The sequence below is a fragment of the Streptomyces sp. 8N114 genome, from assembly GCF_052245835.1.
GTDB lineage: Bacteria > Actinomycetota > Actinomycetes > Streptomycetales > Streptomycetaceae > Streptomyces.
In genome coordinates this window covers 62,880-76,293 of sequence record NZ_JBQQBT010000004.1, presented here as the reverse complement: position 1 = coordinate 76,293, position 13,414 = coordinate 62,880, and the positions used below count along the sequence as shown (strand labels likewise).

General features: G+C 72.4%; 13 protein-coding genes. All 13 read right to left on the bottom strand.

Features of this window, described 5'->3' with window-relative positions; all coding sequences use genetic code 11:
* Nucleotides 1–46: 46 nt before the first annotated feature.
* Entirely contained in the window at nucleotides 47–427 is a 381-nt protein-coding gene (locus ACTWQF_RS11145; protein WP_443279036.1) for an FhaA domain-containing protein, read from the bottom strand.
* Nucleotides 428–526: 99 nt separating this feature from the next.
* Complete coding sequence (locus ACTWQF_RS11140; protein WP_443279035.1) at nucleotides 527–922, bottom strand: DUF2795 domain-containing protein; 396 nt, start codon at nucleotides 920–922, stop codon at nucleotides 527–529.
* 10 nt (nucleotides 923–932) lie between these two features.
* The gene (locus ACTWQF_RS11135) at nucleotides 933–1,697 is read right to left on the bottom strand and encodes a VOC family protein (protein ID WP_443279034.1); all 765 of its coding nucleotides are present in this window, start codon (nucleotides 1,695–1,697) and stop codon (nucleotides 933–935) included.
* 180 nt (nucleotides 1,698–1,877) lie between these two features.
* Nucleotides 1,878–4,664: a glycoside hydrolase family 38 N-terminal domain-containing protein gene (locus tag ACTWQF_RS11130; RefSeq protein WP_443279033.1), complete on the bottom strand. Its 2,787-nt coding sequence runs from the start codon at nucleotides 4,662–4,664 to the stop codon at nucleotides 1,878–1,880.
* On the bottom strand, nucleotides 4,661–5,851 hold the full coding sequence (locus tag ACTWQF_RS11125) for a Gfo/Idh/MocA family protein (protein ID WP_443279032.1): 1,191 nt from the start codon (nucleotides 5,849–5,851) through the stop codon (nucleotides 4,661–4,663). Before ACTWQF_RS11125 ends, ACTWQF_RS11130 begins: the two co-directional genes overlap by 4 nt.
* A gap of 5 nt (nucleotides 5,852–5,856) precedes the next feature.
* A complete protein-coding gene (locus ACTWQF_RS11120) occupies nucleotides 5,857–6,765 on the bottom strand; it encodes a sugar phosphate isomerase/epimerase family protein (RefSeq protein ID WP_443279031.1) in 909 nt (302 codons plus the stop codon).
* Nucleotides 6,766–6,797: 32 nt separating this feature from the next.
* The gene (locus ACTWQF_RS11115; RefSeq protein ID WP_443279030.1) at nucleotides 6,798–8,015 is read right to left on the bottom strand and encodes a CehA/McbA family metallohydrolase; all 1,218 of its coding nucleotides are present in this window, start codon (nucleotides 8,013–8,015) and stop codon (nucleotides 6,798–6,800) included.
* Entirely contained in the window at nucleotides 8,012–9,157 is a 1,146-nt protein-coding gene (locus ACTWQF_RS11110; protein WP_443279029.1) for an ABC transporter ATP-binding protein, read from the bottom strand. The genes ACTWQF_RS11115 and ACTWQF_RS11110 overlap by 4 nt, the downstream gene beginning before the upstream one ends.
* Entirely contained in the window at nucleotides 9,157–9,993 is an 837-nt protein-coding gene (locus ACTWQF_RS11105) for a carbohydrate ABC transporter permease (protein ID WP_443279028.1), read from the bottom strand. The genes ACTWQF_RS11110 and ACTWQF_RS11105 overlap by 1 nt, the downstream gene beginning before the upstream one ends.
* Entirely contained in the window at nucleotides 9,990–11,018 is a 1,029-nt protein-coding gene (locus ACTWQF_RS11100) for a carbohydrate ABC transporter permease (protein ID WP_443279027.1), read from the bottom strand. The genes ACTWQF_RS11105 and ACTWQF_RS11100 overlap by 4 nt, the downstream gene beginning before the upstream one ends.
* The gene (locus ACTWQF_RS11095; protein ID WP_443279026.1) at nucleotides 10,993–12,396 is read right to left on the bottom strand and encodes an extracellular solute-binding protein; all 1,404 of its coding nucleotides are present in this window, start codon (nucleotides 12,394–12,396) and stop codon (nucleotides 10,993–10,995) included. The genes ACTWQF_RS11100 and ACTWQF_RS11095 overlap by 26 nt, the downstream gene beginning before the upstream one ends.
* Nucleotides 12,397–12,801: 405 nt before the next feature.
* The gene (locus ACTWQF_RS11090) at nucleotides 12,802–12,972 is read right to left on the bottom strand and encodes a hypothetical protein (RefSeq protein ID WP_443279025.1); all 171 of its coding nucleotides are present in this window, start codon (nucleotides 12,970–12,972) and stop codon (nucleotides 12,802–12,804) included.
* A 16-nt stretch (nucleotides 12,973–12,988) separates the two neighbouring features.
* Nucleotides 12,989–13,345 (bottom strand): PRC-barrel domain-containing protein, encoded by a 357-nt coding sequence (locus ACTWQF_RS11085; protein ID WP_443279024.1) that lies wholly within the window; start codon nucleotides 13,343–13,345, stop codon nucleotides 12,989–12,991.
* Nucleotides 13,346–13,414 lie beyond the last annotated feature (69 nt).

Below are 13,414 nucleotides of genomic sequence, written 5' to 3'. Positions count from 1 at the left end.
CGGGGGAATCCCGTCGTCCACGGCCAGGGACTCCCGTCGTCGGAGGTCAGGGGCCGGGGGTGATGCTGCTGTGGACGCGGTAGCGGTGCGGCTCGTGTCCGTCGCGCGGGGGCCGCAACCGGACGGCGACCGGGCCCGCGAAGCTGAAGTGCCGTTCGGCGGCGTGCCGTCGCACCTCCGACGCGAGCCGCTCGCCGACCGCTCCGGCCTCGCCCGCCAGCCGCGCATAACTCTCGGCCGGGAGCTCCAGCTCATAGGCGTTGGGCACCACGGTCCGGTCCCGGCCCACGATCACCGCCTTCGCGTCGCACTCGCGACGCAGCACCCCGAGCACCTCCACCGGCTCTTCGGTACGGCGAGGGAACAGCCGCCACAGGGAGGCGGAGAGGCGCTCCATCCTGGATTCGAGGTCATGGAAGAACGTCATCGCTCCCCGTTTCCCGCTCCCACGGCAAGCATGTCCCCCCGATCGGGTGGTGTCCGTGCGCGGGGCCGAAGCCCTCCCGCTCTTCCCCGCCGGGTCGGCTCAACCCCGGCGGGACTCGGTGTGCAGGCCGAGAGCCTGCGCCAGCTCCTGCACGTTGCTGAAGCGGGTGTCCGCCGGAAGGCCCTCGGCCATGTCCAGGAGCCGGTCCGGAGCGTGCTCGGCACGCAGCGCGTCCAGCACCTCCTGGCGCCCGGTCGGGTACAGATGGCGGCCCAGGTACTGCGCGATCTCGGAGCGCAGCTCGACGTCGCGAGGGGTCATCCCGGCGGGGGTGCCGCCGGTCCGCAGCGCCTGCGGGTCCCGGAAGGGCTCGGGCTGGTCCTCGCCCGAGGGCTCCATCTCCCGCGCCTCCTCGCGGTTGGAGCGCAGATCTCCGCGCAGCCGCTTCTTGGCCTCGTCGTCCTGGATGGGGCCGGTCTTGTCGTTCTCCTGCATGGTGTGCTCCTTACGTACTGAGCAGACAGAAGGAAGCTCCCTTGGGGTCACGGAGCGTCGCCGTCCGTCCCAGAGGGCCCGTCCGGGGCGGGGAGGCGACCGCGCCGCCCTCCCGTTCCACCGCACTGACCGCCGCGTCCAGATCGGGTACCCGGAAGTACGGCTCCCATCGCGGCCGGATGGCCGGATCGGGCGGCGCCTCCAGCGCACCGCCGCGCAGCCCGGCCACGGCGTGACCGTCGACCCGGACGACGATCTCGTCGTACTGCTCCTCATAGGTGACCCCGTGGCTGGGGTCCCCCATCCAGTCGAAGATCTCGCCGTAGAAGACCGCCGCGGCGAAGGCGTCGGAGGTGTGCAGCTGGAGCCAGGCGGGCGCCGGACCGGAGCCGACCCACCAGGAGGCGGGGCCGTCGCCCTGCCACAGCCCGAACGGCGCCCCCCACTGGTCGGCCGCGATCACGGCACGGCCGCCGCCCGCCCGGAGCGGGCCGACCGCCACGGTCGCACCCCGCTCGGAGATGCGCTCCGCGACCACGTCGGCGTCCTCGACCTGGAAGTACACGGTCCACCGCTCGGCCTCGGGGCCGGCGCCCGCGGTCAGCTGGTTGACCCCGGCCACGGGCTGGCCGTCCACCGTGGCGATCCGCGCGTCGGGGCCGGCGTCCGAGGACACGAACGTCCAGCTCAGCACCGGTCCGTAGAACTCCTCGGCGGCCCGTTGATCGGGGGTCATCAGGCTCACCCAACAGGGCACTCCGCCGACCGAAGCCATGTGTCCGCCTTCCCGCCGCGTGGGCATCGTGCGTGCTCCACTCAGGGTACATAGCGGAGCAGAAGGGGCATATCGGACGACCACCCCTTGGGAGCCGCCCGCTCACGAGCCGGAGCGGCCTTGTGCCGGACGGTGAGGGCCTGTGCCCTGCCGGAGGCTCAGCACCCGGCAGGGCAGCGCTCAGCGCTCCAGCCGGAAGGTGGCGATCTCCCAGGGCCGCAGCCGCACCGCGACGGCACCGTCCGCCACCGCCGGCGGCTCGCCCTGCTCCAGCGGCCGGCCGAGCAGATCGCACCGTACGGCGGCCAGCAGCCCCGGGAGAGCCAGTCGGGCGGTCGCCGGTAGCGGTGTCTGTGCGACGACGCGGACCTCCAACCGCCCCTCGCGCTCCCGCACCGAGCTGAGGACGACACCCGCGCCCGTCACGGACAGCCCCTCGGACGCGTCGGGCAGCGGGGTGGCGGCGGGTGCGGTGCCGTGCAGCGCCGCGAACGGGTGGCGGAAGGACTCTGCGGCGGTGTGCACCCCCGCCTCGTGCCACTCCCCCGGGTACGGCAGCAGCCCGAAGGTCACCGTACGCAGCCCACGGCACTGGGCCTGCGGGGTGTCGAACTCGCCGCCCGCGGGCTCGTCGCGCCACACATGACGGTTACGGGACATCCGGCCGGTGGGCCGCAGCAGCGTCAGCGCCAACTCACAGCCGTCCCCGACCAGTTCGTACTCGGTGGCGTGCTCGAGCAGCACCGCCGCACCACCGGCCGCGACGAAGGCGGAGGCGGGGAACGTCGGCACCGGCTCCTCACCGAAGCCGCCCTCCGCCGTCAGGCCCCGCTCGACGACGGCGAACTGGCCCTCCCCGTACGAGACATCGGCACGCCGGGGCAGTGGCACGTGCAGCCGTACGCGGTGGTCGTCGCTGCGGTTGTCGAACGAGACGGCCAGCCGTAGGAACCGTTCGCCCGCGCGCAGCTCCACGCGCGTGGTCACCGTCGTCGGCTCGGTGGCGGTGGTACGTCCGTCCGCGGCGAAATCGCCGGCCGCGGGCCAGGCGTAGCGGCGCTCGATCTCGTACGCGCCGGTCAGCGGGCCCTCGGCGACACGGCGGACGGTGACGTCGGTAGGCCGGTCGACCAGCACATCGTGGGCCGGCGGGGCGTAGTTGTAGGTGTCGCCGAGGTCGCCGCCGTCCACCACCCGGCCGACGCCGGTCAGTTCGACCCCGTCCGCCGTCCGTACGGCGAAGGTGCCGTCCTCGGCGAACTCCACGGTGAGCAGGCCGTTGGCGAGGGTGCCGTCCCAGGTGCGGACCGGGTACGCGGGCTCGGGCGCGGCTCCGCGCGCGACCGCGCGCACGGCGGTGTGGCCCAGCGCCGGCGCGGACACCAGCGCGGCGACCCGCTGCCGTGGCTCAGCCTCGATGACCACCCGCCAGTCGCCGTCCTCCCCGGAGCCCTCGGCCCGCGCTGCGGCCAGCGCGGATGCGACCTCGGCGATGTCGAAGGGCAGCTCGCTCTTCCGGGCGACGGTGAAGTGCAGCAGCCGCTCCGCGGGCTCGACGCGCCAGGCGGTGATCTCCTGGCCGTACAGCTCGCTGCCGTGCACCCGGGCCAGCACGATGGGCAGCCGCTCGGCAGGCACGGTGTCGTCGGCCAGCAGCCGGGGCGCCGTGGCGGTCTGCTGCGCCGGGAAAACGGTGCCGTCGGCCGCGACGAGGTGGACCGGGCCGTCCCCTGCGACGTCCAGCTCCACCAGGTCGGTGCGCGGCGCAGGCGTCGGGTTGAGCAGCAGGTACGCGTCGTGCGGGACGTGCGCGGCAAGCTGCTTGCCGACCATGTCCCGTACCGCCAGGCCCAGTTGCTCGGCCTCGGCGATCCGGGCCGCGACCTGCTGCGCCGTCTCGTCGCAGCCGCAGCCGGTGACCGAGTCGTGGCAGGAGACCTCGATGAGGCGGTGCCAGGCCATGTCCAGGAAGCGCCGGGCCGAGCCGTCGAACCAGAGCGCGGCCAGCGGTTCGGCGTACCGCTCCACGGCGCGCTCCGCGCGGGCCATGGCCTGCTTGAGCGGGGCACGCACCGAGAAGACGCCGGGCAGGATGTTGGCCCGCGCGTGGCTGCGGAGCTCGCCGTGTACGGCGCGCAGCCCCGCGACGTCGGTGGGCTGCTCGGCGAAGTACTCGGCCATGGTCGCCAGCCGCAGCCGCACCCCACCCTCCGCGGCGTACCGCTCGTTGTGGCGCTCCAGCAGCTCGGCGAGGTCGGCCGCCGGCGCGGTGTGGTCGGAGCCGTACATCGCCAGCATCGGGGAGCCGTCCGGGCGCCACGGGCGCAGCTTGGCCGCGACGGCGCGGGCCCGCTCGGCGACCTGCACGGGGTCGCCGGTGGCGTCGAACAGCCCCGCGGCGCTGCCGTACCCGCCCGCGGCCAGGTACTCGGTGCGGATCGCCGTGCCGTCGGGCGCGGTCCAGGCGAAGACGTGGCTGTCCACGGCGGCCGGTACCCCGCGCCATACGCAGGCGTGTTCGAGACCGGCGCCGCGCAGGATCTGCGGCATCTGTGCGCAGTGCCCGAACATGTCGGGCATATAGCCGACGGGCAGCGAACCGCCCATCTCCTGGCTGCGGCGCAGGCCCAGCTCCAGGTTGCGGACGATGTTCTCGCCGGAGCACAGGAACTCGTCCAGCAGGATCTGCCACGGGCCCACGGCGAGCCGGCCTGCCTTCACCAGCGAGGTCAGCCGCTCGCGCTGCTCGGGCCGGACCTCCAGATAGTCGTCCACCGCGACGGCCTGCCCGTCGAGGGTGAAGCGCTGGCGGGGGTCGTTCTCCATCCGCTCCAGCACCTCGTCCAGCAGCCCGATCAGCTGGAGGCGGAACTGCTGGAAGGGCAGATACCACTCGCGGTCCCAGTGGGTGTGCGGCACGATGACGAGCTCGTCGGCGTGCTGCCGAGCCGGGTCAGGGGCGCTCATACGGATGCTGCCTCTCCGTCGCAGGGGAGCTGGTGGCGGGCCGCGTACGCCGCGACCGCGCGCTGGGCTGTGATCAGGTCCTCGGTGGCGCCGTCGACCCCGGTGCGGGGCGGGGTGCCGGCGGTGACCATGGAGTGGAAGGCGACCAGCTCCTCCTCGAACGCCTCGGTCACCGACCGGTACTCGGCGCGCCGCTCGGCGTGCGGGCCCTCCCCCGGGCCGCTCGACGTCTCGGTCAGCACCGTCGGCGCGTTCATCAAGTATGGGGAGGGGAAGGCCAGTTCCAGGGTGCCGCCCTCGTGGTGGACGGCGAACGTCTCGCGGTAGGCGGCGTGCCCTGACAGGAAGTGCCAGCGGACCGCGTACCGCGCCCCGCCCGGCAGCGCTCCCGACAGCTCGACCGAGCCGGGCCCCTCGGCGGAGGCCCCCCACAACGCGGCGAGGTCGACGCTCTCCGGGGCGCCGACGGCCGTCCGCAGCAGCGACAGGTCGTGGCTGATGGAGCCGGTGACGATGTGGTAGAGCGAGCGCATCGCCTCGGTGGCGCCGCTGCCGAGCGCGGCGTTCGTCAGTGCCTCGTCGTGCGCCTTGAGGGAGGCCAGCGCCCCGGCGTCCAGGTCGTCGTAGGGCGCGGGCAGTTGGGCGAAGGCCAGCTGGTCAGGGCCCGTAGGATGCAGCACGCACACCTCGGCGGACCGGATGCGGGAGGGCCCGCCCGCCTCGGCGAGCAGGGTCGCCAGCCGGCGCGTCGCCGGGTCGTACTGCTTCATGTACCCGACCATCAGCCGCGGTCCGCGGCGCTGCGCGCGCTCGGCCTCCGCGATCCGGACGGCCTCGGCCCGGGTGAAGGCGAGCGGCTTCTCGCACAGCACGGCGTACCCGGCGCGCAGCGCGGCCTCGGCCGCCGGGCCGTGCGAGCCGGACGTCAGCAGCAGCACGGCGTCGAAGCCGCCCTGCGCCAGCAGCGCGTCCGTGCTGGTGTGCCGGTGCTGCGGCGGTACGCCGTACCGGGCGCCCAGTTCCGCGAGGGCGCCCGGGGACAGATCGCACAGCGCCGTGATCTCGAACAGTTCGCGGCGCCGCTCCAGCAGTGGCAGATGCGCGGTTCGGGCAATGGCCCCGAGCCCGGCGACGGCGACCCGCAGCCGGGTCCGGGGCCGCGGGCGCGTGGGGGTGGCGGCGGTCATGGTCGTTACAGCCCTTTCTCACGGAGCAGTTCGCGATTGGCTCGCTGGTCGGCGGTGATGCGGTCCAGGTCCCGGCCACAGGGTGCGGGCGGGGCGTCCTGCTCGACGACGAGCCAGCCGGTGTACTCCGCGTCGCGGAGAGCCGCCAGCACGGCCGCGAAGTCGAGGTCGCCCTCCCCCAGGGCGCGGAAGCCGCCCTCGGCGACGACGCGCCACAGGTCCCCGCCCGCGTTGCGCGCCCGTGCGTGTGCCGCACGGTCGGCGTCCTTGAGGTGCACCTGGCGGATGCGCGGTCCGAACTCGGCGACGGCGGCCACCGGGTCGCCCCCCGCCAGCCACCAGTGCCCGGTGTCCAGGCAGAGGGAGATGTCGGTGAGGGACAGCAGCCGGCGGGTCTCCTCCGGGGTCTCGACGGCGGTCCCCAAATGGTGGTGGAAGACGGGCTCCAGCCCGCGCTCCCGGCACCGGTCCGCTGCTCGCTGCACATCGGCGGCGAACGCTTCCCACTCCCCCTCGGCCAGTTGCAGGCCCGGATCCACCGGCGCGCCGGGCGCCGCGAAGCGCTCCGGGTCCGCGGGGCAGGCGAGGGTGGGGCGCGGGGCGAACAGCTTGTCGTCCACGGGGACGGCGGTGAAGACGTCCAGCGTGTGGTCGAGAGAGCGCAGGTCCGCGGCGAACGCGTCGGGGTCGCCGCCGTAGCGCAGATCGGCCCAGCCGCCCGCGAGAGAGAGCCCGTGCCGGGCCAGGCGGCGGGTGAGGGCTTCGCCCTCGCCGAGATAGCCGAGGGGGCCGCTGTCCGTTCCCCGGTAGCCCTGCTCCTGGAAGGTGCCGAGCAGTTCGTCGGGAGGCAGCGGGGCGTTTTCGGGGCTGTATATCCCGTACGAGACGGGCGCGTTGGCGAGGCGGACGTGCATGGATTCCTTTCGATGGGTGGCCCGCACAGGGATCAGGCGCAGAGGGCCACGACCTCGCAGGTATGGGTCTCCAGCCGGTGCATTCCCTCCCGGGCGGGGAGCCGGACGGCGTCGCCGCGTACGACCGTCCGCGCTCCACCGGGCCGCACCAGTACGGTGCCGTCCGCATCGAGGGCGAGCAGTTCGTCCCCGTAGCGCAGCAGCACGGCCGCGTCAGGTGCTGCCGAGACGGCGGTGCGGCCCGCGGCGAGACCGCCGAGGACATCGCCGTCCGCGCACAGCACCCAGGTGGTGGGCGCGCCGAGGGGGTGGCCCTGCTCGGGCCGGTGGAAGTCGCTGCCGCCCAGCGGGATCACATCGTTCCGCCAGGCCCGCGCCCAGGCGAGCGGTGCCCCGTGCCGCCGGTCCGTCCAGGTGTGGTGCCACAGTTCGGCGTGCCGGGGCCGCCGCCCGGCGAAGGGGAGTTGCCAGGCGCAGTCGTCGGCCAGCGGGTGGTTGACGGACAGGACACCGCCCGCGGCGTCGGCCTGGGCCAGCCAGTCCCCGGCCGGGCGCCGGAAGTCGATCCACCCGGTGTCGCCGAAGACATTGGCGTGTCCGAGGTCGGTGGTGACCTCCTGACCGGGCAGCAGGCGGATGCCCTGACGGCTGCCGACGGCCGCGAGCCGGGGGTGATGGCTGACGGTGTTGTGGTCGGTGACGGCGAGGAAGTCGAGGCCCTCGGCGACTGCGGCGTGGGCCAGTTCGTCGATGGTCAGGGCACCGTCGCTGTGCACTGTATGGGCGTGCAGGTCGCCGGCCAGCCACTGGGCGCCGCCCAGGGAGGGCACCGTCCGCCGCCGTCGGCGGTCCGCCGGGGCCGGCGGCCGTGGCGCCGCACTCGACGGCGCGGCGGGCACCTGGCCGTCGAACCGTGCCCGCACCTCGTACGGCAGCCCCTGCGGCGGGATGCGGTGCAGCCGGAGCAGTACCTGCCAGATGCCGGGGACGACCGGGCCGGGCAGATAGCCGGGGGTGGCCCAGCTCTCCGTCACGGTGACGGTGTCGCGTGCGCCGCCGGCCCAGCCGCGGAACTCCCCGTACGGGCCGAGGAGTCCGAGGTCGAGCACTCCCGCGCGGCGCGGGTAGCCGAGGGTGACGGTGAGCGCGCCCGTGCCGCCGGGCACCTCGACGGGGAGCGCCCGCAGTACCTCTTCGGCGCGGTGCTCCATCGTCCACGTACCGTGGTGCGTCTGTTCCTGCGCCGTCACGAGGGCACTGCCTGGGCCGGGTCGGGCGCTTCGTCAGCCCCGTCCGCCCCGTCCGCGTCAGCAGGCGCCGTGACGAGGTTGCCGTCGCGGTAGAGCAGCGCCCGGTCGTTGCGCGGTACGGCCCATCCGCGTCCGCCGGGCTCCGGCTGGTGGTCCTCGTCCACGACGACCTGCACGCTCACCTCGCCGTCGCACTCCAGGGTGACCAACTGGGCGCTGCCCAGGTTCTCCACGACCGAGACGGTGCCCGCGACGGCGCCTTCCACGGCCGTGCCGGACCACCTCAGGTACTCGGGGCGAATGCCGTAGACGACCTTCTCCCCCTCCGCGGTCAGGCCGGTGGCGGCGTCGGGTATCGGCAGTTCGGCGCCGGCCACGCGGACCCCGCCGCCGACCGCCGTGACCTCGCCGTCCAGCAGGTTCATCGGTGTGGACCCGATGAACGAGGCGACGAAGGTGCTCGCGGGGTGGCGGAAGACTTCGGTGGGGGTCCCGACCTGCCGTAGTTCGCCACCCTCCATGACGGCGAGGCGGTCGGCCATGGCCAGCGCCTCGGCTTGGTCGTGGGTCACGAAGACGGTGGTGACGCCCAGTTCCCTCTGGAGCTTCTTGAGGAAGGTACGGGCCTCCAGACGCATCCGCGCGTCCAGGTTGGACAGCGGCTCGTCGAAGAGGAAGACCTGCGGGTGGCAGGCCATCGCGCGGGCGAGTGCGGCGCGCTGCTGCTGGCCGCCGGAGAGCTGGCCGGGCCTGCGCTCCGACAGATGGCCCAGGCCGAGCTCCTCGGCGGTCTCCCGGGCCTTGGCGGCGCGCTCCGCCCTGCTCACCTTCTTGATCTTCAGGGGGTAGGCGATGTTCTCCTCGACGGTCATGTGCGGGAAGAGGGCGTAGTCCTGGAAGACCATGGCGATGTCACGCTCGCCGGGCTGCAGCGCTGTCACATCGCGGTCGCCGATGCGGACGGTGCCGCCGCTGGCGGTCTCCAGGCCCGCGATGGTGCGCAGCAGGGTGGACTTGCCGCAGCCGGAGGGGCCGAGGAGGGCGAAGAACTCGCCGTCACGGACGGTCAGGTCCAGGTCGTGCAGGGCCCGCACACCGCCGGGGTAGACCTTGGCGAGCCGGTTCAGGGTGATGTCTGCCATCAGGCCTTGATCCCTCCGTGGAAGCGGAAGCCGTAGCGGCGGCTGACGAAGAGGAACATCAGCACGACCGGCAGGGAGTAGAGCAGCGAAAAGGTGGAGATGAGCGCCAGGTCGGGCTGGCCACCCTCGGTGTAGAAGGTGTACATGACCACGGCAGCGGGTGACTTGTCCGGCGAGCGCAGGAGCAGGAACGGAATGAGGAAGTTGCCCCACACCTGGGCGACCGTCCACACGCCGACCGTGGCGAGTCCCGGCCGTACGACGGGCACGACGACGTCCTTCATGACGCGCAGCGGTGAGGCGCCGAAGACCCGCGCCGACTCCTCGTAGGAGCGCGGTGTGGTGTCCATGAAGTCCTTGAGGATGAAGATCGCGGCGGGCAGCAGTCCTCCGGTGAGCACGAGGATGACGCCCAAGTAGGAGTCGACCAGGTTGAGTTCGGCGGCCAGCAGGAAGATCGGCACCATCGCGGCCGTACCGGTGACGATGGAGGACAGCAGCAGCAGCGCGTACAGCAGTCCGTCCCGGCCCCGGATGCGGACGCGGCTGAGCGCGTAGGCGGCGAGCGCGGAGAGACCGACGACGAGCACGGCACTGCCGACGGCCAGGATCAGCGAACTGGCCAGTGAATCGACGGCGTTGGGGTTGTGCCACAGCCGTTCGAAGTTGGCGAGGGTGAAGTCGGGCAGCGAGGCGGTGATGCCCGGACGCCTGTCGAAGGGGGCGCTGGCCAGCCACAGCATGGGCAGCGCGAAGAACGCCAGCGCGAGGGCGACCAGGACGTAGACGCCGACACCGCGCAGCAGCGCCGGGATGGGGTTCCCTCCGGTTCTCACGCCGTCTCCTCCTGCCTGCTCTTGCGGGCCCTCTTACGTGCCGAACGGGATGTCTTCTTCTGGCCGAGCAGCCGCAGATAGATCACCGCCACCACCAGGTTGATCAGCAGCATCAGGAAGGAGATCGCGGCACCGTAGCCCAGCTCGCCGCTGCCCAGGGCCGTCTTGTAGATGTGGACGGGCAGCGTCTCGGTCTGTCCATTCGGGCCGCCGGCGGTGATGAGGAACGGCGTGAAGTCGTTGAACGTCCACAGGCTGATCAGCAGCAGGTTCGTCAGGATGTGACCGCGGATGCGCGGGAAGACGACGTCGCGCAGCTGCTGCCATCCGTTCGCCCCGGCCAGCCGCGCGGTCTCCAGATGGGAGGCGGGCACGTTCCCGAGCGCCGCGCTGTAGAGCATCATCGAGAAGGCGCTGCCGCGCCAGATGTTGTAGACGACGATCGACAGCATCGGGTGGTCCAGCAGCCAGGCAGCGCCGGGCGTGCGGAGCAGTTCGTTGAGGGTGCCGCCGTCCCGGTCCAGGAAGGCGATCCACAGGAAGGCGACCACCGAGCTGGGCAGGATCCAGGCGAGCATGACCAGCGCTTCGAGGGTGGTCTTGAGCCAGCCGGCACGCTCCCGCATCCACCACGCGAGCGCGAAGCCGAGCCCGGCCTGGCCGATGACGGCGGAGCCCAGGACGAAGACCAGGGTGAGCCGCAGCGAGCGCAGGAACCCGTCGTCGCCGAGCGCCTTGGTGATGTTGTCGAACCCGACGAAGCTGGGGTCGATGGCGGGAATGCCGGTCAACCGGTAGTCGGTGGCGCCGAGATAGAGCGTCCAGACGGCGGGCAGGACCAGGAAGAGGGCGATCAGCACCAGCGCCGGCGCGACGAAGCCGGCGGCCCGGCGCCTGCCGAGCCCGGCCGCGTCGTCGTGTCCCAGCTCCCGGCCTGCGGCTGCTCCGTCCTGCCTCTGGTCCCCGTCCCGGCCCCGGGGTTCCGCCGGGGAGCCGGTCTCAGCCGATGATGTGGTCGCTGCCACCGAGCACCTCCTCCAACTCCTTGCGGTACGCCTGTGCGGCTCTGACGGGGCTGCGGCCCGCCACCACCTGCGCCGTCGCCTCCTGGAGCGCGAGGGACACGGCGGTGTAGGCGGCGAGCGGGGGCCGGAAGGTGGTGACGGGCATCGCCTTGTCGGCGCAGAAGCGGAGCATGGGGTCCTTGTCCAGGACCACGTCGTTGACGTCGTCCCGCTCGGTGATCATCGCCGCGTCACCGAGCCGCGCCTTGAGCGCGGCTGCCGAGTGCAGCGCGGCGAGCAGTTCGAACGCCTGCCGGGGGTGGCGGGTATGGGGGTTGAGCACATGGACCGCACCGCCGGAGAGGCTGACGTGGTCGCGGCCGCCGGTGGCCTCACCGCGGGCGCGGGCGGGGATCAGCGCAAAACCGACATCGTTGTCACGATGCTTCATGGGTGCGGTGCCGGTTTTGGGGGAGATCACGTCCCGCCAGAAGTAGTCGCCCTCGGCGAGGATGCCGAGCCTGCCCTCCGCGAACCGCTCGAAGGACTTGTCCCGGCCCTTGGCCTCCTGCTGGAGCTTCGGATCGCCCAGGCCGTGCCGGTAGACGTCGCGGTAGAAGCCGAGCACCGCCCGGAGTTCGGGGGTGTCGCCGTACCAGCGGTCCCCCTTGGCCATCCGTCCGCCCGCGCCCGCCAGCAGCGGCAGCACGCCCTGCATGGTGGTGGCCTCACCCATCGCGGTGCCCGCGTTGATCTGCAGCGGAGTGACCCCCTCCAGCCGCTTCAGCTTGCGGGCGGCATCCAGGATGTCCTGCCAGCTGCCCGGCTGCCAGTCGGCGGGGAGCCCGGCTTTGCGGAAGAGCGGCTTGTGGAAGTAGAGCACGCGTGCGTCGGTGCCTGCCGGAACGCCGTAGAGCTTGCCCTCGAAGCGGGCGAGGGAGCGTACCTTGGCGCTGATCTGCTGCCAGCCCTCCCAGTCGGCAGCGCCGGGTCCGGCGACCTCGCGGAGCGGCCTGATGTACTCGGCCTGCGCGAACTCGCCGACCCAGATGCCGTCCAGCGACATGATGTCGGGGCCCGCCTGGGCCTTGAGGTCGAGCGCGAGCTTGGTCTTGTACTGCTCGTCGTCGACGCCGCTGGGCTGGAACTGGACGCGGACATCGACGCCTTTGGCCCGCTGCCGCTCGACGAAACGGGGTATGACCCACTGCGTGATCCAGTCCGCTTCGTCGGCGTTCTTGCCGCCCGAGACGGCGTTGGTGGCGATGGTGAGCGATTTCTCCCCGTCCCCGCCCTCGCCCCCGCGTGGATCGAGCGGGCTCCCGCACCCTGCGAGCGCCGCCGAGCCCGCCCCGAGGACGGCGGCGGTCAGCGCGGTTCGCCGCGCGATGACTCCCATCCGGGCCCCTCCTTGCGCCAGAGATCGTCCCGGAAGATTGGCACGGCGCCCGCATGACGTAAAGAGCTGTTGTCCTTACATTCACATCACGGACACGACTTGCGCCGGCGCTTATCCGCGAATCTTGCGTACCCGGCGGGGGCCGCGCTTACCCACCCCTGCGCCCTGGCCCCTCCCCCGCTCGGCGCGCTTGGGGGAAGCAGACTGCCCAAGCTTCGCAGCAGGAGGTTGCGCCCCGTCAGGGGCGCGGGGAACTGCGCGACAAGCCATGGGGGTACCTCCCTGCTCGAAGAGCTTGGGGGAGCACGAGCGGCCCGGGACGACGGGCAGGGGCATCCCCTGACCGAGAAGAAGGGACGAGCGCGGCAGGATTCGCCGGGCACGCCCTGACCGCGGTGGACCCCCTCAGCGCGGGTGGCGCCGGTTGGTGCGGGCCGTGATCCGGTAGGCCGCGTAGAGGAAGCCGATCAGCGCCACGAAGATGCCGATGACCAGCAGATAGAACATTCCCTCGACGACCGAGCCGAAGATCCCCAGCAGGATCGCCACCAGGACCAGGAACAGGAACAGCGCCATCTCGGCCTCCCGTGTCTCAGCGGCGCGCGAGGCGGCGCTCGCCGCCCGCGCCCGGGGTGTACTCGATCTCGTAGTGCGCGAAGACGGACGGCTCGTCAGCGGCCGGCAGCACATCGTCGGTTCCGATGGACGGGGCGTCCTTCACCCGGTTCTTGGGGTACCGGACCTTCAGATACTTGGGCCCCACGGTGGCTCCCGCCAGCGGAACGAAGACGAGCCGGTGCCGGGTGGGCATACCGACGGTCACCGTGGCGAAGGAGGGCTGGTCGGTACGGGTGTCCACATACACGGACTCCAGCGAGCCGATCTTGCTTCCACCCGCGTCCACCACGTCGTGCCCTCGCCACTCCCGGATGTCGTCCGGCTCGAACATCTCTTCCTCCAGCCTCGGGGCCTATTTCCATAGTTGCACCGACCATCCCGCCCCCCGCGAAGGCGCCCC